General features: G+C 69.8%; 23 protein-coding genes. 8 read left to right on the forward strand and 15 right to left on the reverse strand.

Annotation, left to right across the window (positions count from 1 at the left end):
* Nucleotides 1–36 precede the first annotated feature (36 nt).
* The gene (locus AC069I_RS31755) at nucleotides 37–606 is read right to left on the reverse strand and encodes a TetR/AcrR family transcriptional regulator (protein WP_478227204.1); all 570 of its coding nucleotides are present in this window, start codon (nucleotides 604–606) and stop codon (nucleotides 37–39) included.
* A 160-nt stretch (nucleotides 607–766) separates the two neighbouring features.
* On the opposite strand from AC069I_RS31755, the gene AC069I_RS31760 reads away from it, so the two are divergent.
* Nucleotides 767–2,947, forward strand: a complete 2,181-nt coding sequence (locus AC069I_RS31760) for an MMPL family transporter (RefSeq protein ID WP_478267067.1) — start codon at nucleotides 767–769, stop codon at nucleotides 2,945–2,947.
* A gap of 642 nt (nucleotides 2,948–3,589) precedes the next feature.
* Here the strand turns inward: AC069I_RS31760 and AC069I_RS31765 are convergent.
* Nucleotides 3,590–3,745: a hypothetical protein gene (locus AC069I_RS31765; RefSeq protein ID WP_016335988.1), complete on the reverse strand. Its 156-nt coding sequence runs from the start codon at nucleotides 3,743–3,745 to the stop codon at nucleotides 3,590–3,592.
* A gap of 88 nt (nucleotides 3,746–3,833) precedes the next feature.
* Here AC069I_RS31765 and AC069I_RS31770 point away from each other — a divergent pair, with 88 nt between their 5' ends.
* From AC069I_RS31770 to AC069I_RS31780, 3 genes are read left to right on the forward strand one after another with little or no spacing between them, the layout of a single operon-like run.
* Complete coding sequence (locus tag AC069I_RS31770) at nucleotides 3,834–4,172, forward strand: ArsR/SmtB family transcription factor (RefSeq protein ID WP_478227206.1); 339 nt, start codon at nucleotides 3,834–3,836, stop codon at nucleotides 4,170–4,172.
* Between the two features lie 2 nt (nucleotides 4,173–4,174).
* Nucleotides 4,175–4,645: an SRPBCC family protein gene (locus AC069I_RS31775; RefSeq protein ID WP_478267068.1), complete on the forward strand. Its 471-nt coding sequence runs from the start codon at nucleotides 4,175–4,177 to the stop codon at nucleotides 4,643–4,645.
* Nucleotides 4,645–5,217 carry a dihydrofolate reductase family protein gene (locus AC069I_RS31780; RefSeq protein WP_478267069.1) on the forward strand — a complete coding sequence of 191 codons (573 nt, stop codon included), beginning with the start codon at nucleotides 4,645–4,647 and terminating at the stop codon, nucleotides 5,215–5,217. The genes AC069I_RS31775 and AC069I_RS31780 overlap by 1 nt, the downstream gene beginning before the upstream one ends.
* A gap of 58 nt (nucleotides 5,218–5,275) precedes the next feature.
* Here the strand turns inward: AC069I_RS31780 and hisB are convergent, their stop codons facing one another.
* From hisB to hisD, 3 genes are read right to left on the reverse strand one after another with little or no spacing between them, the layout of a single operon-like run.
* Complete coding sequence (gene hisB / locus AC069I_RS31785) at nucleotides 5,276–5,875, reverse strand: imidazoleglycerol-phosphate dehydratase HisB (protein ID WP_007029930.1); 600 nt, start codon at nucleotides 5,873–5,875, stop codon at nucleotides 5,276–5,278.
* The gene (locus AC069I_RS31790; protein ID WP_478227209.1) at nucleotides 5,872–6,972 is read right to left on the reverse strand and encodes a histidinol-phosphate transaminase; all 1,101 of its coding nucleotides are present in this window, start codon (nucleotides 6,970–6,972) and stop codon (nucleotides 5,872–5,874) included. Before AC069I_RS31790 ends, hisB begins: the two co-directional genes overlap by 4 nt.
* Nucleotides 6,969–8,294 carry a histidinol dehydrogenase gene (hisD, locus tag AC069I_RS31795; RefSeq protein WP_478267070.1) on the reverse strand — a complete coding sequence of 442 codons (1,326 nt, stop codon included), beginning with the start codon at nucleotides 8,292–8,294 and terminating at the stop codon, nucleotides 6,969–6,971. The genes AC069I_RS31790 and hisD overlap by 4 nt, the downstream gene beginning before the upstream one ends.
* 84 nt (nucleotides 8,295–8,378) lie before the next feature.
* Here hisD and AC069I_RS31800 point away from each other — a divergent pair, with 84 nt between their 5' ends.
* Entirely contained in the window at nucleotides 8,379–9,173 is a 795-nt protein-coding gene (locus tag AC069I_RS31800; RefSeq protein WP_478227211.1) for a carbon-nitrogen hydrolase family protein, read from the forward strand.
* Here AC069I_RS31800 and AC069I_RS31805 read toward each other — a convergent pair.
* A complete protein-coding gene (locus AC069I_RS31805) occupies nucleotides 9,121–9,609 on the reverse strand; it encodes an Lrp/AsnC family transcriptional regulator (protein WP_478227212.1) in 489 nt (162 codons plus the stop codon). The genes AC069I_RS31800 and AC069I_RS31805 overlap by 53 nt on opposite strands.
* A gap of 68 nt (nucleotides 9,610–9,677) precedes the next feature.
* On the opposite strand from AC069I_RS31805, the gene AC069I_RS31810 reads away from it, so the two are divergent.
* A complete protein-coding gene (locus AC069I_RS31810) occupies nucleotides 9,678–10,574 on the forward strand; it encodes an SMP-30/gluconolactonase/LRE family protein (protein ID WP_478227213.1) in 897 nt (298 codons plus the stop codon).
* Between the two features lie 61 nt (nucleotides 10,575–10,635).
* Here the strand turns inward: AC069I_RS31810 and AC069I_RS31815 are convergent, their stop codons facing one another.
* From AC069I_RS31815 to eccB, 3 genes are read right to left on the reverse strand one after another with little or no spacing between them, the layout of a single operon-like run.
* Complete coding sequence (locus tag AC069I_RS31815; RefSeq protein ID WP_034319368.1) at nucleotides 10,636–11,292, reverse strand: response regulator; 657 nt, start codon at nucleotides 11,290–11,292, stop codon at nucleotides 10,636–10,638.
* Nucleotides 11,289–12,029, reverse strand: coding sequence for a response regulator transcription factor (locus AC069I_RS31820; RefSeq protein ID WP_478227214.1), 741 nt, complete (start codon nucleotides 12,027–12,029; stop codon nucleotides 11,289–11,291). Before AC069I_RS31820 ends, AC069I_RS31815 begins: the two co-directional genes overlap by 4 nt.
* Nucleotides 12,026–13,501: a type VII secretion protein EccB gene (gene eccB / locus AC069I_RS31825; protein WP_478227215.1), complete on the reverse strand. Its 1,476-nt coding sequence runs from the start codon at nucleotides 13,499–13,501 to the stop codon at nucleotides 12,026–12,028. Before eccB ends, AC069I_RS31820 begins: the two co-directional genes overlap by 4 nt.
* 100 nt (nucleotides 13,502–13,601) lie before the next feature.
* Between eccB and AC069I_RS31830 the strand changes: the two genes are divergently transcribed.
* The gene (locus AC069I_RS31830; RefSeq protein ID WP_478267071.1) at nucleotides 13,602–14,675 is read left to right on the forward strand and encodes a type VII secretion protein EccE; all 1,074 of its coding nucleotides are present in this window, start codon (nucleotides 13,602–13,604) and stop codon (nucleotides 14,673–14,675) included.
* Nucleotides 14,676–14,817: 142 nt separating this feature from the next.
* On the opposite strand, the gene eccD is transcribed toward AC069I_RS31830, so the two are convergent.
* The 6 genes from eccD to AC069I_RS31860 are packed head-to-tail and all read right to left on the reverse strand — an operon-like array spanning nucleotide 14,818 to nucleotide 20,252.
* Nucleotides 14,818–16,194, reverse strand: coding sequence for a type VII secretion integral membrane protein EccD (gene eccD / locus AC069I_RS31835; protein WP_478227217.1), 1,377 nt, complete (start codon nucleotides 16,192–16,194; stop codon nucleotides 14,818–14,820).
* Nucleotides 16,191–16,520, reverse strand: coding sequence for a YbaB/EbfC family nucleoid-associated protein (locus AC069I_RS31840; protein ID WP_016336001.1), 330 nt, complete (start codon nucleotides 16,518–16,520; stop codon nucleotides 16,191–16,193). The genes eccD and AC069I_RS31840 overlap by 4 nt, the downstream gene beginning before the upstream one ends.
* Complete coding sequence (locus AC069I_RS31845; RefSeq protein ID WP_340687529.1) at nucleotides 16,517–17,035, reverse strand: hypothetical protein; 519 nt, start codon at nucleotides 17,033–17,035, stop codon at nucleotides 16,517–16,519. The genes AC069I_RS31840 and AC069I_RS31845 overlap by 4 nt, the downstream gene beginning before the upstream one ends.
* Nucleotides 17,036–17,040: 5 nt before the next feature.
* On the reverse strand, nucleotides 17,041–18,390 hold the full coding sequence (locus AC069I_RS31850; protein WP_478234682.1) for a WXG100 family type VII secretion target: 1,350 nt from the start codon (nucleotides 18,388–18,390) through the stop codon (nucleotides 17,041–17,043).
* Nucleotides 18,391–18,407: 17 nt separating this feature from the next.
* The gene (locus AC069I_RS31855) at nucleotides 18,408–19,451 is read right to left on the reverse strand and encodes a hypothetical protein (RefSeq protein ID WP_478227220.1); all 1,044 of its coding nucleotides are present in this window, start codon (nucleotides 19,449–19,451) and stop codon (nucleotides 18,408–18,410) included.
* Nucleotides 19,452–19,472: 21 nt separating this feature from the next.
* Nucleotides 19,473–20,252 (reverse strand): WXG100 family type VII secretion target, encoded by a 780-nt coding sequence (locus AC069I_RS31860; protein WP_340687526.1) that lies wholly within the window; start codon nucleotides 20,250–20,252, stop codon nucleotides 19,473–19,475.
* A gap of 153 nt (nucleotides 20,253–20,405) precedes the next feature.
* Between AC069I_RS31860 and eccCa the strand changes: the two genes are divergently transcribed.
* Entirely contained in the window at nucleotides 20,406–24,347 is a 3,942-nt protein-coding gene (gene eccCa / locus AC069I_RS31865) for a type VII secretion protein EccCa (RefSeq protein ID WP_478227221.1), read from the forward strand.
* The last annotated feature ends 119 nt before the right edge of the window (nucleotides 24,348–24,466 follow it).

Below are 24,466 nucleotides of genomic sequence, written 5' to 3' on the forward strand. Positions count from 1 at the left end.
TCGCGCGGATCGCGGCGCCTGTCTTGAACACATCGGTCACGAACGGCGGCGCGGGCGGTTGTAGAGCTTGCGACCGACGCTGAGGAGCGTTTCGCGCAGCGTCTCGTCGTCGAGCGACGCGACCTCGGGCGAACCGCCGGCGATGGCGATGCCCGCCAGAAGTACCTGCGCGGTCACGATCGCGGTGAGATCCGGATCGGGGCCGACGAGGATCTCCAGCAGCCGGTTCTTGAAGCTGTCCGAGCTGTGCACGGACTTCTCGATCGCGCGGGCGATGCCGGGGTCGCTGGAGAACAGGGCGACCAGCGCGCGGTGCCGCACCACGAGATCGACGAAACCGTCGAGCAGGTGGTCGATCTGCGCGCCCCGGGTGCGCTGGGCGCGGGCGTCGTCGACGATGCCTTCGAGCTCTCGCAGCACGGGTTCGGCGACGGATTCGGTGATCTCCGCCTTCGTCTTGAAGTGGTAGTAGACGGCGGCCTTGGTGACGCCGAGGGCGTCCGCGATCATCTGCAGCGAGGTGCCTTCCACGCCGTGTTCGGTGAACAGCCGCAACGCCGTGCCCAGTAGTCGCGTGCGGGTGTCCTCCGCGTGGACGACGTCCATGTTCCCTCCTCGTTCAGCCGTCGGAGATTACGTCAAGCGTGGCCGCCTGGCCAAACGAGTACTAGCCGTGCGGCTAGTCACACACTTGCCGATCGGCTTGTAGCGCCCTAGCCGATCGGCTAGCTTGAAATGAACCTGAACGAGTGAACGGGAGACTTTCGTGGCCAGCTTCCTGTACCGCCTGGGCCGGTTCTCGTTCCGGCGCCGGGCACTGGTGACGGCGGTGTGGGCCGCCGTCCTGGTGGCCCTCGGCGCGGGCGCGCTGACCCTGTCCGGCCAGCTTTCGAACTCGGTGACCATCCCCGGCACCGAGTCGCAGAAGGCGATCGACCAGCTCGCCGACCGGTTCCCGGAAGCCGCCGCCGGTGGCGCGACGGCGCGCGTCGTCATCTCGACGTCCGGTGACATCACCGACGCCGGTGGGCAGGCGGCGATCGCCCGTCTCGTCACCGGGCTCAAGGACGCGCCGAAGGTCGCCGGCGTGGTCGACCCGCTGCAGGCGCAGGCGATTTCGCCCGACAAGCACGTCGCGCTGGCGCAGGTCAGCTACCGCGTCCCGGGCTTCGAGCTCACCGACGCCGACCGCGACGGCCTGATGGCCGCCGCGGATTCCGCCAAGGCCGCCGGGTACACCGTGGAATTCGGCGGTGACGCCGTCCAGGCGATGCCCGCCACGAACGCCACCGAAGGCCTCGGTGTGGCCGTCGCCGCGGTCGTCCTGATCATCACCTTCGGCTCGCTGCTCGCAGCCGGGATCCCGCTGCTGACCGCGCTCATCGGCGTCGGCATCGGCATGGCGGGGATCACGACGGCGTCCGGTTTCCTCGAACTGAACACGAACACGCCGGTGCTCGCACTGATGATCGGCCTCGCCGTCGGCATCGACTACGCGCTCTTCATTGTTTCCCGCTATCGGCACGAACTCACGATCGGCCGCGATCCGGAGGAAGCCGCCGGACGGGCCACCGGCACCGCGGGCTCAGCCGTGGTGTTCGCCGGGCTGACCGTCATCATCGCGCTGGCCGGCCTGACCGTCGTCGGCATCCCGTTCCTCGGCGAGATGGGGATCGCCGCGGCGATCACCGTCGCCATCGCGGTCGTCATCGCGCTCACCCTGCTGCCCGCCGTCCTCGGCTTCGCGGGCGGCAAACTGGCGGGCGGCAAGATCCGCTTGCGCCGCAAGGAAAACGCGACGACACACGGCGAGCGCTGGGCACGTTTCGTGGCCCGCCGCCGGATCCCGGTGCTGATCGCCGCGATCGCCGGCCTCGCGATCGTCGCCATCCCGGCCGCGAGCATGCAGCTCGGCCTGCCGAACGACAGCACCGCCGCGCCGGACACCACCCAGCGCAAGGCCTACGACACCGTCGCCCGCAGCTTCGGCGAGGGCGCCAACGGGCCGCTGGTGATCGTCGTCGACCTGAGCGCCAGCACCGACCGGCAGGCCGCGCTCCAGCAGGCGGCCGCGGGGATCGGCGGGCTCCCCGAACGCCCGATCGTCACGCCGCCGAAGACCAACCGGGACGGTGACCTGGCGCTGCTGACCGTCATCCCGAAGAGCGGCCCCAGCAGCACCGCGACCGAAGACCTGGTCAGCGACATCCGCGGCCTGAACGCGGGGCTGGGCACGGCCACCGGCGCGTCGCTGGCGGTGACCGGCCAGACCGCGGCCAACATCGACGTCTCGGAGAAACTCGCCGACGCGATGCTGCCCTATCTCGCGCTGATCGTCGGGCTCGCGTTCCTGCTGCTGATGCTGGTGTTCCGCTCGATCGTGGTCCCGCTGAAGGCGACGCTGGGCTTCCTCGGCTCCGTGGTCGCGACGTTCGGCGCCGTGGTGGCGGTGTTCCAGTGGGGCTGGCTCACCGACCTGCTCGGGGTGAAGACGACCGGGCCGATCATGAGCATGCTGCCGATCCTGCTGATCGGTGTGCTGTTCGGGCTCGCGATGGACTACCAGGTGTTCCTGGTGACCCGGATGCGGGAGGAATACGTCCACGGCGCCGACCCGCAGCAGGCGATGGTGACTGGCTTCCGGCACGGCTCCCGCGTCGTGGTCGCCGCCGCGCTGATCATGATCAGCGTGTTCGCCGGGTTCGTCCTCGCGGAATCGTCGCTGATCCAGTCGATCGGGTTCGCGCTGGCCTTCGGGGTGCTGGTGGACGCGTTCGTGATCCGGATGACCATCGTGCCGGCGCTGATGTCGCTACTCGGACGCGGTGCCTGGTGGCTGCCGAAGTGGCTGGATCGCGTGCTGCCCGATGTGGACGTCGAAGGCGAGAAGCTCGCGAAGCAGCTGGACGCTCCTGACGAGCGGGAGCTGGTCGACGCCTCGAAGTAGGTACTGGTCGCGGGTTTCTTCGGCCCGGGCCCGGTGCGACACGCCCGCTTCGCTTAGTCCTCGATAGGTACGCGAAGGCCCCGTGCAGGTCGTTTGGTGCGGGTTGGTCGTGAGTGGCGATTCGGGTTCTAACCCGAATCGCCACTCACGACCCCGGTGACCCACTCGGCACCGGTGCCCGTGCCCGCCTGAGGGTAGTGAAGGCCTCCTTCACTACCCTCAGGGTAGGCAAGGAGGCCTTCACGGACACATGATCAGCCCCAGCCAAATCCAGTAGGCACCCAAGACGCTCTCGGCCCTGACCCGAATCGCCACTCACGACCCCGGTGACCCACTCGGTACCGGTGCCCTGCCGGCCCCGAAGTACATGAAGGCCCCCTTCGCTACGTCTAGCGCGGCGAAGGGGGCCTTCACGCGCAGCGGTTTGGCCTCGCGCGGATGGCGCGCCCTCGGCGTCGTCGCACAGGACCGCTTTCCGCCACATCATGGAGCGCTCGGCCGTCGGGAAGTTTCGCCCCGGTGGTGAACCGGGCGGGCCACCGCTGCCTGAAGCACTCCGGCCCGATCGCGCCGTCACGCCGATTTCAGAAGAAGAGGAACTTGACGCGGCTCCCGGCGCGCAGCCGATTCACCGGACGGCGCTCAGGCCAGCCAGGCGATGGCGCCGCCGATGGCCAGCAGCGCGCCGATCCCCAGCACGACGGCCATGAACTTGACGCTCTTCCAGGTCGCGTAGACGCCGCCGATCAGGAAGCCGCCGAGCGCGAACAGCAGCACAGCGATGGTCGTGTTACTCACGACCGCCACCCTGCCACACGTCCCCCATCACGACCGCGCCGGGCCCGGGCCTTGCCCGCGCGACCGGGCACGGCTAACGTACAACCACATGGTTGTACTTCGAGGGGAGGGCGAGGAGTCGCTCAACCAGCTCTTCCGCGCCTTGGCCGACGGCACCCGCCGCGACATCCTGGCGCGGGCGATCGCGGAAGCACCGTCGGTGTCCGAACTCGCCGCGCGCTACGAGATGAGCTTCGCCGCCGTGCAGAAACACGTCGCCGTGCTCCAGCGCGCGGGCCTGATCCGGAAACGTGCCAGCGGACGCGAACAACTGGTCTCGACTGACCGCGAGCGGCTCCAGCGCGCCAGCGAGCTTCTCGACTCCTACGAAGCCCTTTGGCGCCAACGTGTGGCGCAGCTCGACGATGTCCTGCGAGAAGGGGAATGACGATGCCGATCACCTCCGTCACCAAGAAGCCCGAAGAGCTCAGCATCACCGTCGTGGCGGACTTTCCCGTTCCGCGGAAACGCCTTTGGGACGCCTGGGCCGATCCACGACAACTCGAACGCTTCTGGGGGCCGCCCTTCGCACCCGCCACGTTCACCCATCACGATTTCCGGACCAGCGGCCGCGCCGAGTACTACCTGTCCGGGCCGAACGGCGAAAAGTGGGCCGACTCCTGGAAGTTCACCGCGGTGAACCCCATCGACTCGTTCGAGGTGCACGACGGCGAGGACAACGCCGACGACGAGAACATGCCGTCCTCGATGACATTCACCTTCGAGTCGACGCCGACGGGATCACGCCTGATCCACGTGACCCGGTTTTCCAGTATCGAAGCCATGGAGAAGACGATCCCGGGGATGGAAGAGGGCTTCCGCGCCGCGATGCCCCAACTCGACGCGTTGCTGGAGACGTGATGAGGAAGCTCAAGATCATCGAGCACATCTCGCTCGACGGCGTGATCCAGCACTCCGAGGACGAGAACGGCTTCCCGTACAGCGGCTGGAACATGCCGTACCGGACCCCCGCCGGCCGGGAGGCCATCATGGCCGCGCACCCCGAAAGGTTCGACCTGCTGCTCGGCCGTCGCACCTACGACCTCTGGTCGGAATACTGGCCGGACGCGCCAAGCGACCCGTTCGCGGACCGGCTCAAGGCGGCGACGAAATACGTCGTCACCCATCGTCCGGAAAGCCTGAAATGGGGCCCGTTCGAAGGTGCCGGCCCGGACCTCGTCGAAGGCGTCCGCCACATCAAGGCGCAGGACGGCCCGGACCTCATCCTCTCGGGCAGCTCCACGCTGACCTCGGCGCTGCTCGAAAACGGGCTCGCGGACGAGGTTCTGCTGGCCGTCTACCCGCTCCTTTTGGGTACAGGCAAGCGTTTCTTCGCCGAAGGAACCCCGGCATGCTCCTTGGAGTTCGCCGGCACCACCGCGACCCCGTCCGGCGTGCTCCTCACCACCTACCAGCCCACCGGACGCATTTAGTCCTCTGGATGCGGTAGTTGCACGCGCAAGGAACGCATCCAGAGGACTAAACGCGGGGTTAGAGGACGCCCTTCGTCGACGGGATGCCGCCCGCCCGCGGGTCCGGCTCGGTGGCGGCGCGCAGCGCCCGCGCGACGGCCTTGTACTCGGCCTCCGCGATGTGGTGCGGGTCGCGGCCGTGCAGCACCCGCACGTGCAGCGCGATCTGCGCGTGGAACGACAGCGAGTCGAACACGTGCCGCGTCAGCACGAACGGGTAGTTCCCGCCGATGGTGAAGCTGTTGAACTGCTCCGGCTCGCCCAGGTGCACGCAGTACGGGCGCCCGGAGACGTCGATCGCGGCGTGCGCGAGGGTTTCGTCCATCGGGATCCACGCGTCGCCGAAGCGGCGGATACCGCTCTTGTCGCCGAGTGCCTGCCGCAGCGCCTGGCCGAGCACGATCGCGGTGTCCTCGACGGTGTGGTGCGCGTCGATGTGCACGTCACCGGTCGCCTGCACCTTGAGGTCGAGCGAGCCGTGCACGCCGAACGCGGTGAGCATGTGGTCGTAGAACGGGACACCGGTGTCGATCTCCACCTGTCCCGTGCCGTCCAGGTCGAGCTGGACCGAAATGGACGATTCCTTGGTGGTGCGATCCACCTTGCCGACGCGACTCATCGCGGCACCTCCTTGCTGGCCTCGAGAAAGGCGTCGTTCTCTTCCGGCGTCCCGATGGTCACCCGCAGGTGCCCCTCGATGCCGACGTCCCTGATCAGCACGCCGTTGTCCAAATAGGACTGCCAGGTCGCGGGCGCGTCCGCGAACCGTCCGAAGAGGACGAAGTTCGCGTCGCTCGGGACCGGCGTGAATCCCAAGCCCAGCAACGCTTCCACCACGCGGTCGCGTTCGGCCGCGAGTTTGGCGACCGAGGCGAGGGTGGCGTCCGCGTGCCGTAGCGCGGCGCGCGCGGCGGCCTGCGTGAGCTTCGAGAGGTGATACGGCAGCCGCACCAGCTGCAGCGCGTCGACGATCGCCGGCGCGGCCGCGAGATACCCGAGCCGCCCGCCCGCGAAGGCGAACGCCTTGCTCATCGTGCGCGACACGATCAGCTTCGCCGGGTACTCCTCGAGAAGCTCGACGGCACTCGGCTGCGACGAGAACTCCGCGTACGCCTCGTCGACCACCACGATGCCCGGCGCCGCTTCGAGCAGCCCGCGCAGCTCGTCGAACGGGATCGACCCGCCGGTCGGGTTGTTCGGGCTGGTCACGAACACGATGTCCGGACGGCGTTCGCGCACCAGCGCGGCCGCCTTCTCGGTGTCGAGCGTGAAATCGTCGCGGCGCGGCACCGGCAGCCAGTCGGTGCGGGTGCCCGCCGAGATGATCGGGTGCATCGAGTACGACGGCTCGAAGCCCAGCGCCGAGCGGCCGGGGCCGCCGAAGGCCTGCAAAATCTGCTGCAGGATCTCGTTGGACCCGTTGGCGGCCCACACGTTCGACTCCGACACGAGTACGCCGGTGGACACCGCGAGGTAGTCCGCGAGGTCCTGGCGCAGCGCGACGGCGTCGCGATCCGGGTAGCGATGCAGCGAAGCGGCCTCGGCGCGGACGGCCTCGGCGACGTCGGCCACCAGCGCGTCCGGCGGCGGGTACGGGTTTTCGTTGGTGTTGAGCCGGATCGGCACGTCGAGCTGCGGTGCGCCGTACGGGGTCTTGCCCCGCAGGTCGTCCCGCAGCGGGAGCGAGCCGAGCGTGACCTCCTCGCCGATGCTCATGCCCGCTCCCCCTCGAACCGCGCCGTGATGGCCTCGCCGTGGGCGGGCAGGTCTTCGGCGTTCGCCAGCGCGACGACGCGGCCGGCGATCTCGCGCAGCGCGTCCTGGCTGTAGTCGACGACGTGCACGCCCTTGAGGAAGCTCTGCACCGAAAGCCCGGACGAGTGCCGCGCGAATCCGCCGGTGGGCAGGACATGGTTCGACCCGGCGCAGTAGTCGCCGAGCGAGACCGGCGCGTACGCCCCGACGAAGATCGCGCCGGCGTTGCGCACGCGGGCCGCCACCGTCGGCGCGTCCGCGGTCTGGATCTCCAGGTGTTCCGCGGCGTACGCGTCCACGACGCGGATCCCGTCGTCCACAGTGGATACCAGGATGATGCCGGACTGCTTGCCGCCCAGGGCCTCCGTCACTCGCTCGGAGTGCTTGGTCGCGGCGACCCGGCCGGTCAGCTCCTTGTCGACGGCGTCCGCGAGCTCCTCGGACGTGGTGACCAGGACGCTCGCGGCGAGCGGGTCGTGCTCGGCCTGGCTGATCAGGTCGGCGGCGACGTGCACCGGGTCGGCGGTCTCGTCGGCGAGGATGGCGATCTCGGTCGGGCCCGCCTCGGAGTCGATGCCGATGATCCCGCGCAGCAGCCGCTTGGCCGCGGTGAGATAGATATTGCCGGGACCGGTGACGACGTCGACCGGCTCCAGCGTCCTGCCGTCGGTGTCGGTGCCACCGTACGCGAGCAGCGCGACGGCCTGCGCCCCGCCGACGGCCCAGACCTCGTCGACGCCGAGCAGTTCGGCGGCGGCCAGGATCGTCGGGTGCGGGAGCCCGCCGAACGTGGCCTGCGGCGGCGAGCACAGCACGAGCGTGCCGACGCCGGCGATCTGCGCCGGGACGACGTTCATCACCACGGTCGAGGGGTACACCGCGAGCCCGCCCGGCGCGTACAGCCCGACACGGTCCACCGGGATCCAGCGCTCGGTGACGGTGCCGCCGTCGACGACCTCGGTCGTGACGTCCTGACGGCGCTGGTCGCCGTGGACCTTCCGGGCGCGGACGATGGACTCCTCCAGCGCCTCGCGGACGGCCGGATCCAGGTTCTCGAGCGCGTTGGTGAGCTCCGCGGCGGCCACACGGACGCCGCCGGGACGGACCTTGTCGAACTTCTCGGTGAACTCGAGAACCGCCTCGACGCCGCGATCGCGGACCGCCTCGACCACCGGCCGAACGTGATGCAGCGCCGCGTCCACGTCGTACTCGGCACGCGGGAGCGTGCGCCTGAGCTCGGCAACGGACGGGACCTGTCCACGCAGGTCGGTACGGTTCAGCATGGGTCAAGGGTACGAGGTGGCCGGATCGCCCCGAGCAGGCACACTGGGGTGGTGACCAGCGATCCCACGATGAGGGAGGCCTCCGTGCCGCGAATCGGGTTGTGCCAGCTCACGGCCGCCGAGGATCCCGAGACGAACCTGAAGCTGATTCGCGAGGGCGTGACGGCCGCGGCGGGCGAAGGCGCCCGGGTCGTCGTGTTCCCGGAGGCGGCGATGGCGCGCTTCGGCATCCCGCTCGGGCCCGTCGCGCAACCTTTGGACGGGCCGTGGGCGTCCACTGTGGCCGCGCTCGCCGAGGAACACGGCGTCGTGGTCGTCGCGGGCATGTTCACGCCGTCACCCGACGGGCGGGTGAGCAACACCCTGCTCGTCACCGGCGCGGGGCATCACTTCGGCTACGACAAGATCCATCTGTACGACGCGTTCGGGTTCGCGGAGTCCGACACGGTCGCGCCCGGTACCGCGCCTGCCACCTTCGAGGTCGACGAGATCACGTTCGGCGTCGCGACCTGCTACGACATCCGCTTCCCCGAACTGTTCCGGAAGCTGGCCGACGACGGCGCCGACATCGTCCTCGTGCCGACGTCCTGGGGTGCGGGCGAGGGTAAACGCGAGCAGTGGGAGGTACTGGTGCGTGCCCGCGCGCTCGACTCCGGCTGCTGGGTCCTCGGCTGCGGGCAGGCCGATCCGGCCACGACCTCGACCCCGGTGAACCCGAAGGCGCCCACCGGGATCGGCTACTCCACGGTGTCCGACGGTTTCGGCCGCGTCCACACCCAGCTGGGCGCCGGGCCGGAGCTGGTGGTCGTCGACGTGGACCCCGCGGTCAGCGGGAAGGCGCGGGCGGCGACGGGCGTTCTGGCGAACCGCCGGCTGTAGCGTCCACGGATCGCTCGAAGAAGGATTCGAGCACCACGATCGTCTGCGTCCCGGTGACGCCCTCGATCGCGTACAGCCTGCGCAGTGACGCCTGCAGTTCCTCGGTGGTCGGCGTGCGCAGCTTCACCAGCAGCGAGGCCGGGCCCGCGATGATATGCGCCTCGACGACCTCCGGCAGCGCCTCCAGCGCGGCCTTGGTCGGCGCGTCGCCCATCCACGAGCCCGCCTCGACCAGCACGAACGCCATCACTCCCCGGCCGACCGCCGCCGGGTCGACGTCGACGGTCGTGCGCCGGATGACGCCCTGTTCGCGTAGTTTGCGGACCCGTTCGTGTGCGGCGCCCGCGGACAGGCCGACCGCCTTGCCGAGCGCGGCGTACGCCTGGGTCGCGTCCTGCTGCAACGCGGTGAGCAACATGCGATCCACGTCATCCATGGGTTGACCATATCAAGTTCGACGTTTCATGATGATCGCAATATTTCATTCGGAACACTGGGGTTCTCATGGACATGGTCAAGGCACATTTCGAGATGCTCGACGAGCGGTTCGCCCGCGTCAACGGGGACGAGTGGATGCAGCGCCTGCACACCGGCTGCCGGTGGACCGAGGGGCCCGCCTACTTCCCGGCAGGCCGGTACCTGGTGTTCAGCGACATCCCGAACGACCGGGTCCTGCGCTGGGACGAGACCACCGGCGCGGTCGGCGTGTTCCGCGAACCCGCCGGATTCCACAACGGGCACACCGTCGACCGTCAGGGCAGGCTCGTCAGCTGCGAGCAGGGCGGCCGCCGGGTGACGCGCACCGAACACGACGGCACGACCACCGTCCTCGCGGACACCTATCAGGGCAAGAGGTTCAACAGCCCCAACGACGTCGTCGAGTCCTCGGACGGCGCGATCTGGTTCACCGACCCGAGTTACGGCATCGACAGCGACTACGAAGGTCATCAGGCGGAAAGCGAGATCGGCGCCTGCCACGTCTACCGGGTCGATCCGGTGGACGGTGCGGTGCGGATCGTCGCGGACGATTTCTCGCGCCCGAACGGGCTCGCGTTCTCGGTGGACGAATCGCTGCTCTACATCGCGGACACGCGGCAGAAACCCAGCCACATCAGGGTTTTCTCGGTGGGCAACGGGCGGCTTTCCGGCGGCGGAATCTTCGCCACCTGCGACGCCGGCGGTTTCGACGGCGTGCGCGTGGACGCCGCGGGCCGGGTCTGGGCCGCCGCACACGACGGCCTGCACTGCTTCGCGCCCGACGGCACGCGGATCGGGAAGCTGCGGGTGCCGGAGGTCTGTTCCAACCTGACCTTCGGCGGGCCGCGGCGGAACGATCTGTTCATCACGGCGAGCAGTTCGGTCTACACGCTGCGGGTGAACTTCTCGGCCCCCCGCGTTTAGTCCTCTGAATGCGGTCTTTGCGCTTGGCAAGTACCGCATTCAGAGGACTAAATGCGGGGGTCTAGCGCAGCAGGCCTTCCCGGATCGCGACGCGCACGAATCCGGCCCGCCGCCGTTCCCCGGTCTTGTCCCGGATCCGGTCGAGATAGGACCGCACGGTCCGCACGCTGATGTTCAGGATCTCCGCCACGTCGACGTCCCGTTCGCCCGCCGCGACCAGCCGCAGGACCTGCTTCTCCCGCTCGGACAGGACGATCTTGGGCCCGGCGTGGCGGTCTTCGCTGTCCTGGATGATCATCCCGGCCAGCGTCGGCGACACGTACGCGTTGTCCTCGGCGATGGTGCGGATGGCGCGCAGGAGTTCGTCCCCGTCGACGTCCTTGGACAGGAAGCCCTTCGCCCCGGCCTGCATGGCGCCCAGTACCTCGGGCTGCTCGGCGTGCGCGGACACCACGAGCACCTTGTGCCCCATCTGCCCCACTTCGAGCACGGCGGCGGCGTCCTGGACGCCGCGCAGCTTGAGGTCGAGGACGACGACGCTGCCGGGCGGCTGCTCCTGGACGGCGAACCGCGCGACGGAGTCGGCGACGGCGCCCAGCGCGATGTCGGGCGCTTCGGTGAGGACACGCGCGACGGCGTCCCGGTACAGCGGATGATCTTCGATCACCCCGACGTTGATCGGCGTGGTGCGTTTCGGCTGCTGCTCGTCTGCGTTCACCGGCGTCCTTCGAATCCGCCCGCGTCGGCGCGGGGCGCGACCGGCCGAGACGGGCCGGGCACCTCCGGCGGAGACGCGAGCCCGAACTGGATGGCCTTGCGGACCAGACCGGCCCGCCTTCTCTCTCCGAGTTTGTCACGGATCCGGTCCAGATAACCGCGGACCGTCCGAACTCCGATGCCCAGGCTGCGGGCGATGTCGACGTCGCGTTCGCCCGCCGCGACGAGCCGCAGGACCTGTTTCTCCCGCGCGGAGAGCGCGACGTCCGGAGCGGGCGCGGGACGGTCGGCGTTGTCCTTGATGATCATCCCGGCCACCACCGCGGAAACGTAGGCCCTGCCCCGCGCGACCGTCCTGATCGCGGTCAGCAGCTCGTCGACGTCGACGTCCTTGGACAGGAAACCCTTGGCGCCGGCGGCGATCGCGCCGAGCACCTGCTCGGGCTCGGCCTGCGCGGACACGACGAGCACGTGATGTCCCAGTTCGGCCACCTGCAGCACGGCGGCCGACCCGGCGATCCCCGGCAGGCCGAGGTCGAGCAGCACCACGCTGCCGGGCGGCTGCGGATGGACGTGGAACCGGGCGACCGAATCGACCACGGCGCCCAGCTCGATCCCTTCGGCCTCGGTGAGGACCCGCACCACGGCGTGCCGGTACAGCGGATGGTCCTCGATCACCGCGACGTCGATCCGGTCGGTCTCCGGCCTGTCTTCGGTCCTCTGCACGTTCCCGATCACCCCGTCCCACCCACCGCCGCGGACACCGCACGGCCTGCCTGCGCCGGATCCAGCGCGGGCCCGCGCGGCACCAGCGCCAGCAATCCATTCGGAACCGGTTGCCGTTCGGCCTGGCCGTACCCGAGGGAAGCGAGTGCCTCAGTGCTCGCCACCGGGTACTTCAGGCCCGTGTCGGTGACGACGTAGACCGTGCCGGAACCGGATTCCGCCACCACCGCGCCTCCCGACGGAGGCACGAAGACGGCGTCGGCGACCAGCGCGTCCGTGCGCGCCGTCACCGGGATCGCCTTCGCACCTTGCGGCAACGGGACCTGTGCGGAGATAACGATTCGAGAACCCTGTGCGCATAAGGTCACGGACTGTCCGGTAACGGGCGCTTTTCGCGGGATTCGGTCCGGATACTCCGCGGGATCGGCCCCGCCCGTCCTCGCCTTGGCGACCTTCGGCACCGCGGCCACGTCGGCCGCGCGCACCGCGACGGGCGCCGGGACGCCGGTGTAGGCGTCCGCGTTCTCCGGCGTGTTGATCAGCAGGCTCGCCTCGGTCTGGCCGATCGGTTCGAGCCCTTCGGCACGGACGAGGTAGTAGGACGTCGCGTCGCTGGGCGACGCCATCGCGTCGATGACGCCGAGCACCGAACCGACCTTCGTCGCGGCGCCGCCGACCTTCGGGCCGGGCCGCCCGGCGTCTTCGACCGCGCGGTAGGCCAGATCGCGTCCGGCGGCGACGGTACCGATCCACCGGGAGGACACCGCGATCACCGGGTAGGTGTCGAACTGCAGCGCCGTGGCGGCCTCCGGGGTGAGCTTGTAGCGGCGTCCCGCCGTGACGAGGTAGCGCTCGCCGTCGGGGACACGGACCACGACGGCCTGGTCCCTCGGCAGGTCGACCCCGGCGGCGGGCGCGCCGAGGAGCACCGTCGTCTCCGGTTCGGCCGACGCGGGCGCGTCCTGGGTCGTCCGCGAGCAGCTCGTCCACGGCGTGTTCACCAGCGCGGCCGCCGCGGGCAGCGAATCGGGGGCGCCGGGAATGCCGATCTGCGAACCCCGCGGCGCCTTTGCGAGCTTGTCCGACGGGACGGTGACGGTGGCCTCACCGTTGCCGCCCGCCATCAGCCGTGCGGAGGCGTAGTTGAGCACGGGGTGCAGCGCGCCGTCCTGGCCGAGGATGTAGCGCGCGCCCGTGCCCTCTTCGACGATCACCTTGCCGCCCGCCAGCCAGTCCTTGCCGCCGGAGGGGTTCAGCAGGCCGATCACGCCGAAGACCGCGGTGACCAGCAGCGCCACGCCGAGCCCGCACAGAGTCCCGATGACGAGCCTGCGGCTCGGGGCGACCGGATGGTTGGCGTCAGCCGAGACCAGTGCCGAAACCAGTCTCCTGCGGAGGAATTGGTAGGCCTGGATCTGGTCCCGCTGCGTCCACACGCTCCCCGTCCCCCGCCGTTCGAGCCCACCCGTTTCGAGGGTGCTCACGTTAGGTTCCGGCCAGGTTCGCGGTGAGGGTATTTTTTACGCCCCTCCCCCGCGCGGGGCGGGGCTACCGTCGTGCGCGTGCACGGAGGAGGGGAATTCCTTGTCGGTTGAAGCCCCGGCCCGCCCGGTCCCGGAACAGGCGCCCGCGCGCGGGATCGCGGGCGCGGCGCCGCTGCCCTGGCTGCTGCCGATCCGTCCGCTGCAGGCGGCGCTCTGGGAGATCGCCGGGATCGCGATCCTGCTGGCCCTCACCGTCGACGGGATCCCGCAGGCCGCGTGGATCGGCATCGTCGCCGTCGCCGGCGTCCTCGTGCTGACGACTTCGGTCCGCTTCGCCGGACACCACGCCGCCGGCTGGGCGCTCACCTGGGCCGCGTATCGACTGAGGGGCCGCGACAAACACGAAGTCCCCGATCCGCTGCACCGGCTCGCCGGTCCTGTCCGGGTGCGCCAGCACGTCGACCGCGCGGGCAACCGCTTCGGGGTCGCCGAGGTCAGCGACGGGTGGAGCGCCATCGTCCGGCTCACCCCCGGCGCCGTGGCACCCGCGCCGGACACGCTCGTCGGCATCCTGCGCGAGGCGTACACGAGCACCGGGATCCCTTTGTCCAGCGCGCAACTGCTGACCTGGACCGTCCCCAATGGACAGTCCTTGCTGCGCGTCCGCTGGCTCACCGTCCGGTACCGTCCCGAGGACGCGCCGATCGCCGCGCTCGCCAGAGGCGGCGGAGAACTCGGCGCGCTGCGTAGCACCGCCTGCGCGGCGCTCTCCCTGATGGGCGCGCTCGCCGAAGCCGGGTTCGAGAGCACCGTGCTCGAAGCCGGTGAGGTGACGGAAAACCTGCGCGTCGCGCTCGGCAGCGGCCAGGACGCGCCGGTGGACGGCTGGCGTTCCTGGGACTGGGGCGGGGCGTCGCAGGTCTGCTACCGGCCCCGGTCGGAGCGGGATCTCGCGCGGACACTGGATCTTCACGTCCCTGGCTCGGCGTTCACCGCGACTTCGTACACGCTGTACCGCTCGCCCGGCGGACGCGAGAAGTCCGAGGTGGCCATCCGGGTCGGCGGACGACCGGGAGCGGAACCGGTGCGGCCGAGCGGGATCGCGGTGACCCCGCTGCACGGACGGCACGCGGCGGCGGTCCGGCGGACCCTGCCGCTGGCGCTGGAGAACTGAGGGGACGGTCCGTGAAGGACTCCTTTCTTCTCTGAGGGTAGGGAAGGAGTCCTTCACGGACGTGACGCATTTAGTCCTCTGAATGCGGTAGTTGCGTGACGCAAGTACCGCATTCAGAGGACTAAATGCGTGAAGAGAGGGGTCAGCCCCGCACGGCCTCGTAGACCCCGGCGATCATGCCGACGAACGGGATCAGCGAGAGCAGCACCAGGAACTCGACGATATCGAGAGTCCTTGCCCAATAAGGAGAACGACGTCCCTTCACGACACGCGTCGCGTAGGTGAGACAGACGCCCGCCGCGACGACGACGGCGCAGCCCGCGGCGAAGACGAACGAACGCGGACCGCTCGCGGCGAGCCAGAATCCGGCCGCCGCCAGGGCCGCCGCGCCGAAACCGATGAGCACGACCCGCTGCGAGCGGCCTGCGAAGGCGCGCGAGCGCAGCATCAGCGCCAGCCCCAGCAGCGCGCACAAGCCCGCTTCCCAAGCCCCGCCGGAGGACGACAGGACCACCGACGCCGAAACCACGACGAGCCCGAGCGCGACGAGCAGCCCGGTCAGCAACGCCTGCGCGTACGTCGTGCCGCCGACCATGTCCTCGCCGAGCGAAGGGTTCTCGTCGGCACGGAACGAGTCCATGTCGTCGGGCACCCGGGGCAGCGGCAGCCTGCCGAGCCGCAGCGCCATCATCGGCGCGACCGCGGCCAGCGCCGTCGCCACGACGGCGACCACGGCGGCCGCCGAAACCGGGCGGACATCGGCCAGCAGGACGATGGCGGTGGTGATCGCGCCGAGCCCGGCCGACACGGTCACCGCGACGAACCACGGCAACCGGTCCGCCACCGAAACGGCCGCGATCACGCCATAGACGGTCACGATCGCGAGCCCGGCGGCGAGCGGTCCGGCCGACAGTGAGAACAGCGGATGCGGCGGCAGGATCGACATCCCCGCCAAAAGCGCCGCGCCGACCCCGGCGAGCGCGCCGGCGGCACCGGCCTCCGCGTCGCCGTACGCGCGGCTCAGCGCGCCGCCGCCCAGCACCAGGACTAGCGCGAGCAGCCCGGTCCCGATCGGCGCCAGCACACTGCCGGACGCGGCGGCCTGCACCAGCAGCCCACCGACGAGCAGCAGCACCACCGACGCGACGATGCCCGCCTTGCGCGCCACCGGCGGCCCCCACCGCCCGGTGCCCGACTCGGCGACGCTGGCGATCGAGTCGACGACGTCGTCGAACAGCAGCGGACCCCGCGGGCGTTCCCGCGGGGTCAGATGGAGGACTTCGCCGTCGCGCACCTGTGCCGCGGCGACCGTGAGCCCGAGCGCGAGCGGAGCGCCGCCGAGCCGGGACAGCACCCAGCCGGGATGCTCGGCCGACGCCTGCCCCGACGCGCCCGCGAGCCGCACGAGCTGCGGGACGAGTTCGGCGAACGTGCTCTGCTGCGGCAGGGCCACATCGACGCGCGCCCGCGGTGTCACCACCGTGACGCGCCGGGTGGAGCCCGCGATCGCGGCCGTCATGCTTCGATCGACTTGGCGGACTCGATGACCGGGGCGAACTTGGCGCTGCTGGCCTCGGCCAGTTTCTGCAGCCCGTTGTTGACCGCCTCCAGCACGATCTCCGAGAGGTTGCGCGCGTCGTACTGACGCACCGCGCGCGGGTCGATGTCGATCGAGGTGAACCGGCCGTCACCACGCAGCACGACGGTGACCTCGTTCTGCCGCGAGTGCGCCTTGACCTCCATCGCCTCGACCGAACGCTGGATGCGCTGCACCTCTTCGGTCTGCTTGCGGACCTGGTCCAGCAACTCGTCCATGTCCGGCATGGCGTAGGGGTCGGTGGTCACGAGTCTTCTCCTTCATCTGCGGTGAAATCCCGCCGGACGTGGACACTGCCCACGAACCGCCGGAAGTCGTCACCGAGGCCACGGGCCGCCTCGGGCGTTGCGGTACAAGCGATTTCGAGGATCAGCCGCTCGGCCGGGGTCGCCCCCGGCACGGTCAGCAGCACCTGCGTCTGTACGAGATCCTGTCCTTCGCCGGTGCGGATGCGCAGCACCTGCGTCACCCCTGGCGCGATCCCGGTGCCGATCACCTTGCGCCGCACCACTTCGAGCGCGGCCATGGACCGGCCGAGACGTTCGACGGCCTCGTCGGCGATGCCGGTGATCTCCGCCGGGTCGGGCCGTTGCCCGATGCTCAGGGTGATGTTCGGGGTGAACTCCGCGTACGTCCCGGAGTGCACCGCCACGAAGACCGCGCCCTCGGCACCGACGGACGCCGGCTCGACCGGCACCCAGCCCTCGGGGATGTCGAATCCGAGCGGGAGGGAGACCCGGTCCTGCGTCATCGTTTCGCTCATCCCCGTCACCACGTGCCCACGTAGGTGATCGCGTCGTCCCACGCCTCGCCGACGGCGTCCGCCGCCTGGCCCGCCGCGCCGCTCACCGCGTCGACGGCCGCGCCGCCGTATTCGCCGACGGTGTCCGCGATCTTCGGCAGATCGATGTCGATCTTCGCGCCGATCCCGGCACCGAGGCCGAGCGCGACACCCGCCTTGAAGTTGACCTTGATATGCCCGGCGTCGTAGACGGCTTGGCCGTCGAGCTGCGCGCCGAGTCCATATTGGAGGGTTCCGCTCGCGCCGACGCCGACGCCGGCCACGTCCGCCGCGACTTCGCCTTCGATCTTGCCGCCGACGAAGGCGTTGGCGTGCACACCGACCCCGTGCGCGCCCGCCTGCAGCGATCCGTTCACCTCACCGCCGACGAACGCGGTTCCCTTGGCGCTGCCCGAAGCGACGCCCCACTCGCCCTTGCGTTCGAGTTCTTCCTTGAAGGCGGCCAGTTCCGCGTGCCCGGACGCCTTGACGTCCCAGCCCTGCGAGGAGATCTTGGCGTCCCAACCCGGGGTGAAGCCGTCCTGCTCCTGCTTCCACTTGGCGTAGGTGATCTCGGTGTTGCCCCAGGCCTTGTCGCGCAGGCCTTCCGGCTTCGGCCTGCCGAACGGGGTGTCACCCGCGCGCGGGGCGCGCGTGCCTTCGAGACCGTCCCAGGTGAGCTTCTTCCAGCCCGAGTTGCCGAACCAGGAAGGATGCGAGCGCGGACGTTTGCGGCCGTCGAGGGCTTCACCGTTGAGCCAGTACAACGGGCCGCGGCCCCATTTGCCGAGCTCGTGCTCGATCCGGCCGGCGCCCTCCGGCGGGAACAGCCGCGCGAGTTCTTCGCTCAGCTCGTCGGCGATCTCCTGCGCCGCCTGCGCGGCACGCTCACCGAGTTGCCGGGCGGCGGAGATGAACGCGTTGACCGCGTTCGCGTTCGCCGTCCGCGCCTGGCTGATGAGCTGCGCGGCGTACTGGTCGAACTGGGCGAGGATCGAGTCCACACAGGACTTCGCACCCTGCAGGGCCTGCGCGCCCGCCCGCAGCCGGCTCGACTGGTCGCTCAGTTTCGCGCCGAGCTCCCCGAGTTCCTGGCTCAGTTTCGCGGCGGAGGTGGAGAACGCCGTGTAGGCGTCGCCCTCCCAAGACGCGTTGAGCGCCTTCGCCGCCTTGCCGATCTCGTCCGCCCGGCCCGAAACCGTCGACGCTCGATCGCCGCACCGCTGGCCCGCCGCGGTCAGCGCCGAAGGATCACCGGTGACCCGCCGCTGGTATTCGACCACGAGTCGCCGGTAATTCGACAGGATCGAACTGACGACGCCCGACGCGTCGACCACACCGCTCCCCCACACGGCTACCTGCCCTTCGCCGGTGAGTCAGCTCCCGCATCGATATCGATGTGCTGCTCGAAGTGCTTGCCGCCGTAGTTCATGTCGATGTCGATATCGATGTCCTGCCCACCCGGCGCCTGCACGGTGGACTTCCCGGTGCTCAGGTCGGTGGTGATGGTGACCGTGTTCCCGTTGCCCGCGCTGGGCAGCGCTCCACCGGTGGATCCGGAACCCGCACCGCCACCCGAGGGTCTGTCCACCGGGATCCAGGCGTCGGCGCCGCCGGGCCAGTTGCCCTGGGAGCCGTTCCCGCCCAGCGCGGGCGGCCGGTACTGGGTGAACGGTGGCGTCTCGCCCGGCGTCGAACCACCGCCCGCACCGCCACCGGAACCGCCGATGGCGGCCTGTCCCGAACCGCTGGCGACCGAGCCCGGCGCCTGCGGGTTGGTGACCGGGGTGCCCGAGACCGCCGAGTTGCCCGCCGCGCCGTTGTCACCGGCGTCGTTGTGCCCGAACAGTTTCTGGACCTCGCCGATGATGGTGGCGATCTGGGTGATCTGGTTGGCGAGGTCGACCACGCCGAGCGCCTTCAGCAGCGCGCCGATCGCGGTGATGAACGCGCGCAGCGAAGCACTGGTGGCGGTGGAAAGCGCGACGGCGGCGCCGTAGGTCCACGGATTCGACATCAGGCCCGCGACCGTCGGGTTCACCGCCGAGACCACCGCCTTGTAGGCGGTCTGCGCGGTCTTGATCAGCGTCCCGGCGATGCCGAGCAGTTCGGCGCCCTTCTGCACGACCTGGATGATCTTGGTCAGCGAGTTCAGGGAGTCGGTGATCTTCTTCAACGCGGAATCCGACGCGGCGCCGGACCAGATCTTGCCCAGCTGCTCGGCGGCCTTCGTCACCTCGTTGTACATGGTGAGGAACTCGTTGGCCTTCTTGAGCACTTCGAGGACGTGTTTCGCGATCTGCTCCGGCTGACCGGTGAGGATCTGCGGCAGGATCGTGATCGGTCCGCCCGAGGACGCCGTGGCGTCCATCGCGCTGGAATTGGGGTAAGTCAGCATGGTCGCTCCTCAGGCCGGAAGTCAGACGGAAGCCGGGCGGTAGACACTGACCTTCGCCAGGCCGTTGATGTCCGCGTCGACGATTCCGTGGTTGTAGAGCAGCCCGCCCTCTCCGGCGATGGCGATGATCGGCTTGCTGTCGGAGAACAGGAGCGGTTCGACCACGACGACGTCGCCGCTGTGCACCCCGCCCGGCACGTCGCCGAAGTTGCGCGCCGTACCGGCGTAGACCTCGATGACCCCGACCCGCGCCTGGTTGTCGGCGTCACCGGCCAGCCAGTCGTTGAAATCCGAGACGCCGTGGAACCGCGTGTCGGTGATCGGGTGGTCGCCGAGCTGCCCCAGCCGCGCGTCCCCCAGGTAGCGCAGCACGTTGCCGACCGACGACGGCTCGCCCTCGCCGCCGGCGCTGTCGTTGATGGCCAGCGTCGCCAGTTCGGAGGCGTGCGAGTTGCCCCAGATCGACGACGACGTCGATCCCGCGCCGCCGCCCGGACGGCCGCCGTATCCGCCCGCGACCGCCTCGTCGGCGGCCTGGTAGGCGTCGGCACTGCTCTTGATGAAGCCGTTGATCTGCTGCAGCAGTTGCAGGAGCGTCCGGACCGCGACCACCTGCTGGCTCTGCATGGCCGTGTTGGCCGCCGCCACCGCGCTGCCGAACGTGGCGAACGACATCGGCTGGAGGACGGTGCGTTCGAGGTCGGCGACGACGTTGATGCCCTGCATGATGATGCCGCCCAGGTTCCCGACCGCCGAGCGCATGGCCTCGGGCTCCGCCCGGTACTCGCCCGTGCCGACCATGGCTCTCCTTACTCTCTTCCCCCACGTCTGCGTTGACCAGCAGCGTAAGTTCGCCACCAGACGTGAGCGGACGGCAAAAGTACCCACCAAGAGGGCGGCACGAGTGGCCAGAATGATCGGCAGGATTACCCACAAGCGGCCAGAAAGACCCTGATGAGCGCCACTCGCGACCGCCTGCCGGCCCTGGGCGAGCAGCCCGGTGAAATCGTCCTGCAGTCCCCGCCGATGCTGCCGAAGGGCTCCTCCGGCGGAGCCATGCAGTTGCTGATGTTCATGCCGATGATGCTGGGCATGGGAGCCATGTCGTTCGTCTACATCGGACGCGACGGTGGCGTGATGACGTACATCTTCGGCGCGTTGTTCCTCACCGCGATGGTGGGCATGGTCGTGATGTCGCTCGGCCGCGGCGGCGCACAGAAGAAGGCTCAGATCAACGAGGAACGCCGGGACTACCAGCGGTATCTGACCGGTTTGCGCGGCCAGGTCCGGGACATCGCGGACAACCAGCGAGCGGCGATGGCGGCGCTGCAACCCGACCCGGCGGATCTGTGGGCCTACGTCGAGACGGGCAGGCTGTGGGATCGCCGACGGTCCGACGCCCAGTTCGGGCAGGTGCGGATCGGAACAGGGCCGCAGCGGCTGGCGACACCGTTGAAGGCACCGCAGACCGTCCCGCTGGAAGACCTCGATCCGGTGTGTTCGACGAACCTCAAGCACTTCATCCGCACCTATTCGACGGTCGACGGGCTCCCGGTCGCGGTCTCGCTGCGGTCGTTCGCGCAGGTCGTCCTGTCCGGCCGCCGCCCGGACACGCTCGGGACCGCACGGGCGCTGCTGACCCAGCTGGCGACGTTCCACTCGCCCGGCGATCTGCGGATCGCGTTGTGTGTCAAGGACGACCGGCTGCACGACTGGGAATGGGCGAAGTGGCTGCCGCACGTCGCCTCCACCGCCGCCGACGCCGCCGGTCCGCGGCGGCTCGTCGACGCCGGCTCCGGGAAGCTCGCCGACCTGCTCGGCCCCGACCTCGGCGACCGGCCCGCGTTCACCCGGCGGCCGGACGCCCGGCTGGACCTGCCCCAGATCGTCGTGATCGTGGACGGCGGGCACACCCACGGCGACACGCGCCTCGTCGCCGAGGAGGGCAGGCTCGGTGTCACCGTGATCGAGATCGGCGCGGAGCAGCCGCGGTCGGTCTCGTCGGAACGGCTGCTGAGCCTGCACATGAGCCCGGAGCAGCTCGGGATGGTCGTCGGTGACGGTACGGAGCAACGGCTCGGTTTCCTCGGCAAGCCGGACACCTTGGACCGCGGCGCCGCCGAAGCGCTGTCCCGGATGCTGACGCCGCTGTTCCAGGGCACGGCGGTGGTCAGCGAGGCGCCGATGTCGGCGACGTTCGGGCTGGCCGGGCTGCTCGGCATCGGCGATCCGCGCGACACCGACACCGAAGTCACCTGGGCGCCGCGGTCCGCGCGGGACCGGCTGCGCATCCCGCTGGGCGTGAACCCCGAAGGCAGGCCGGTCGAACTCGACCTGAAGGAATCGGCCGAAGGCGGGATGGGGCCACACGGGCTGGTCATCGGCGCGACCGGATCCGGCAAGAGCGAGCTGCTGCGGACGCTGGTCACCGCGCTCGCCGTCACGCATTCGTCGGAGAAGCTGAACCTCGCGCTGATCGACTTCAAGGGTGGCGCGACGTTCGCCGGGATGACCGGGCTGCCGCACACCTGCGCCGTCATCACCAACCTTTCCGACGATCTCGCGCTGGTCGACCGCATGGCGGACGCGCTGAACGGCGAACTGCTGCGGCGTCAGGAACTCCTGCACGCGGCCGGGAACTACGCGTCCGTGCGGGACTACGAGAAGGCCAGGGAATCGGGCGCCAACCTGCGGCCGTTGCCGTCCTTGCTGGTGATCATCGACGAATTCAGCGAGCTGCTGTCCTCGCGGCCGGAGTTCATCGACCTGTTCGTCGCGATCGGGCGGCTGGGGCGGAGTCTCGGGATCCACCTGCTGCTGGCCTCGCAGCGGCTGGAGGAGGGACGGCTGCGCGGGCTGGATTCGCACCTGTCCTACCGGATCGGCCTGCGGACGTTCTCCGCGTCGGAGAGCCGCGCGGTGCTCGGTGTCGCCGACGCCTACCAGCTGCCGCCCGTGCCGGGTTCGGCGTATCTGAAGTCCGACAACGACACCCTCATCCGGCTCAAGGCCGCGTACGTCTCGGGGGAACTGCCGCCGCGCAGCAAGATCGTGCGCAAGGACGGGCAGAGTCTCGGGCTGATGCCGTTCACACTGGCACCGGTCGAGATCCCGGTGACCGTCGAGGCCGAGGCGCCGGTCGAAAAGGGCACCGGCGAGACCATCATCGGCGCGATGATCTCGCGGATCGAAGGCAAAGGCCCGGAAGCGCACCAGATCTGGCTTCCGCCGCTGGCCGAACCGCCGACGCTGGACCAGCTGCTGCCTCCGCTCGGCGAAGACCCGGTGCGCGGCTTGTGCCCGCTGGGCTGGGGTGGCAACGGCAAGCTGATGATCCCGGTCGCCCTGGTGGACAAGCCCTTCGAACAGCGGCGCGACATGCTGTGGGCCGATTTCTCCGGTGCCGCCGGGCACGCGCTGATCGTCGGGGCGCCACAGAGCGGCAAGAGCACGCTGATGCGCGACATCGCCGCGATGCTCGCGCTCACCCACACGCCGGAAGAGGTCCAGCTGTTCGTGCTGGACATGGGCGGTGGCGCGCTGGCGCCGATCGCCGGGCTGCCCCACGTGTCCGGCTACGCGACCCGGCGCGACGCCCAGCGCTGCCGCCGGGTGGTGGCGGAACTGACGACCCTGCTCGAACAGCGCGAGGAGTTCTTCTCCGCCAACGGGATCGAGTCGATCACGGCGTTCCGCCAGCGGCGTTCGGAGTTCCGGGAGAGCACGGAAGGCCGCGAGTTCGGCGACGTCTTCCTGTTCGTGGACAACTGGACCACGATCCGCCAGGAATACGAACAGCTGGAGGAACAGATCACCAGCCTGGCCTCGCGCGGGCTCGGTTTCGGCATCCACGTCGTCGTCTCGATCAACCAGTGGATGGGCATGCGGGCGACGCTGCGCGACGCCATCGGCACCAAGTTCGAACTGCGGCTCGGTGAACCGGCGGACTCGCTCATCGACCGCAAGATCGCGCAGAACGTCCCGGCGGACCGGCCGGGCCGAGGGCTGACCGCCGACAAGCTGCACTTCCTCGCGGCGCTCCCGCGTATCGACTCGGACCAGCGCCCGGACACCGTCGGCGCCGGTGGCCTGGACCTGAACCGCCGGATTTCCGCCGCCTGGAAGGGGAATCCCGCGCCCGCCGTCCGTCTGCTGCCCGCCGAAGTGCCGCTGGACTCGCTGGAAGCCGGTCCGCGCAAGCAGGTCACGCTCGGTATCGCGGAATCGAATCTGCGGCCGGTGCACCTCGACTTCGCCACCGAACCGCATTTCCTGGCCTTCGGTGACGTGGAATCCGGCAAGAGCTCGCTCCTTCGCGCCATCGCGCAAGGCATCGTGTCGAAGTATTCGGCGGAAGAAGCCGCGATCGTCGTCGCCGACTATCGGCGGGGGATGCTGGGCGCGGTGCCGGATTCGCATCTGCTCGGCTACGCGGGTTCCGAAACCGTGCTGACCGGGCTGATCGACCAATGCCAGCAGGCCATGCGGAACCGGCTCCCCGGCGCGGACGTCACGCCGGACCAGCTGCGGAACCGGTCGTGGTGGCGAGGGCCGGAGCTGTTCGTGCTCGTCGACGACTACGAAATGGTCGCGACCGTCGGCCGGAACCCGTTGCAGCCGCTGCTGGAATTCCTGCCCCAGGCGCGGGACATCGGGCTCCACCTCGTCATCGCGCGCGGGAGCGGCGGTGCCGGGCGTTCCCTGTTCGAACCTGTGCTGCAACGGATCCGGGAGCTGGGCTCCCCTGGCCTCGTGATGTCCGGGTCGCGGGACGAAGGGGCACTGCTCGGGGACGTGAAGCCCGGGCCTCAGCCCGCGGGACGGGGCGTGCTGGTGTCGCGGCGGCATGGGACCGGGCTCGTTCAGGTTGCCTGGACGAAGCCTGTGGAGGACTAGGCACTGGATCTGTCCGCTGTTCAGGCCGCCGTGGCGGCACAGGCCGAGCGCGTCACGCCGGGCATCGAGGACATGAGCGCGTACCTGGCGAGCCAAGTGAAGGAACGTTCCCACCGTGA

It is taken from the genome of Amycolatopsis sp. NPDC043885 (assembly GCF_056435685.1).

Coding starts and splice junctions, on each gene's coding strand:
- AC069I_RS31755 (WP_478227204.1), bottom strand. CDS start 606: ATGGACGTCGTCCACGCGGAGGACACCCGCACGCGACTACTGGGCACG.
- AC069I_RS31770 (WP_478227206.1), top strand. CDS start 3,834: ATGGTTGTACTTCGAGGGGAGGGCGAGGAGTCGCTCAACCAGCTCTTC.
- AC069I_RS31775 (WP_478267068.1), top strand. CDS start 4,175: ATGCCGATCACCTCCGTCACCAAGAAGCCCGAAGAGCTCAGCATCACC.
- AC069I_RS31780 (WP_478267069.1), top strand. CDS start 4,645: ATGAGGAAGCTCAAGATCATCGAGCACATCTCGCTCGACGGCGTGATC.
- hisB (WP_007029930.1), bottom strand. CDS start 5,875: ATGAGTCGCGTCGGCAAGGTGGATCGCACCACCAAGGAATCGTCCATT.
- AC069I_RS31790 (WP_478227209.1), bottom strand. CDS start 6,972: ATGAGCATCGGCGAGGAGGTCACGCTCGGCTCGCTCCCGCTGCGGGAC.
- hisD (WP_478267070.1), bottom strand. CDS start 8,294: ATGCTGAACCGTACCGACCTGCGTGGACAGGTCCCGTCCGTTGCCGAG.
- AC069I_RS31805 (WP_478227212.1), bottom strand. CDS start 9,609: ATGGATGACGTGGATCGCATGTTGCTCACCGCGTTGCAGCAGGACGCG.
- AC069I_RS31810 (WP_478227213.1), top strand. CDS start 9,678: ATGGACATGGTCAAGGCACATTTCGAGATGCTCGACGAGCGGTTCGCC.
- eccD (WP_478227217.1), bottom strand. CDS start 16,194: ATGACGGCCGCGATCGCGGGCTCCACCCGGCGCGTCACGGTGGTGACA.
- AC069I_RS31845 (WP_340687529.1), bottom strand. CDS start 17,035: ATGAGCGAAACGATGACGCAGGACCGGGTCTCCCTCCCGCTCGGATTC.
- AC069I_RS31855 (WP_478227220.1), bottom strand. CDS start 19,451: ATGCTGACTTACCCCAATTCCAGCGCGATGGACGCCACGGCGTCCTCG.
- AC069I_RS31860 (WP_340687526.1), bottom strand. CDS start 20,252: ATGGTCGGCACGGGCGAGTACCGGGCGGAGCCCGAGGCCATGCGCTCG.
- eccCa (WP_478227221.1), top strand. CDS start 20,406: ATGAGCGCCACTCGCGACCGCCTGCCGGCCCTGGGCGAGCAGCCCGGT.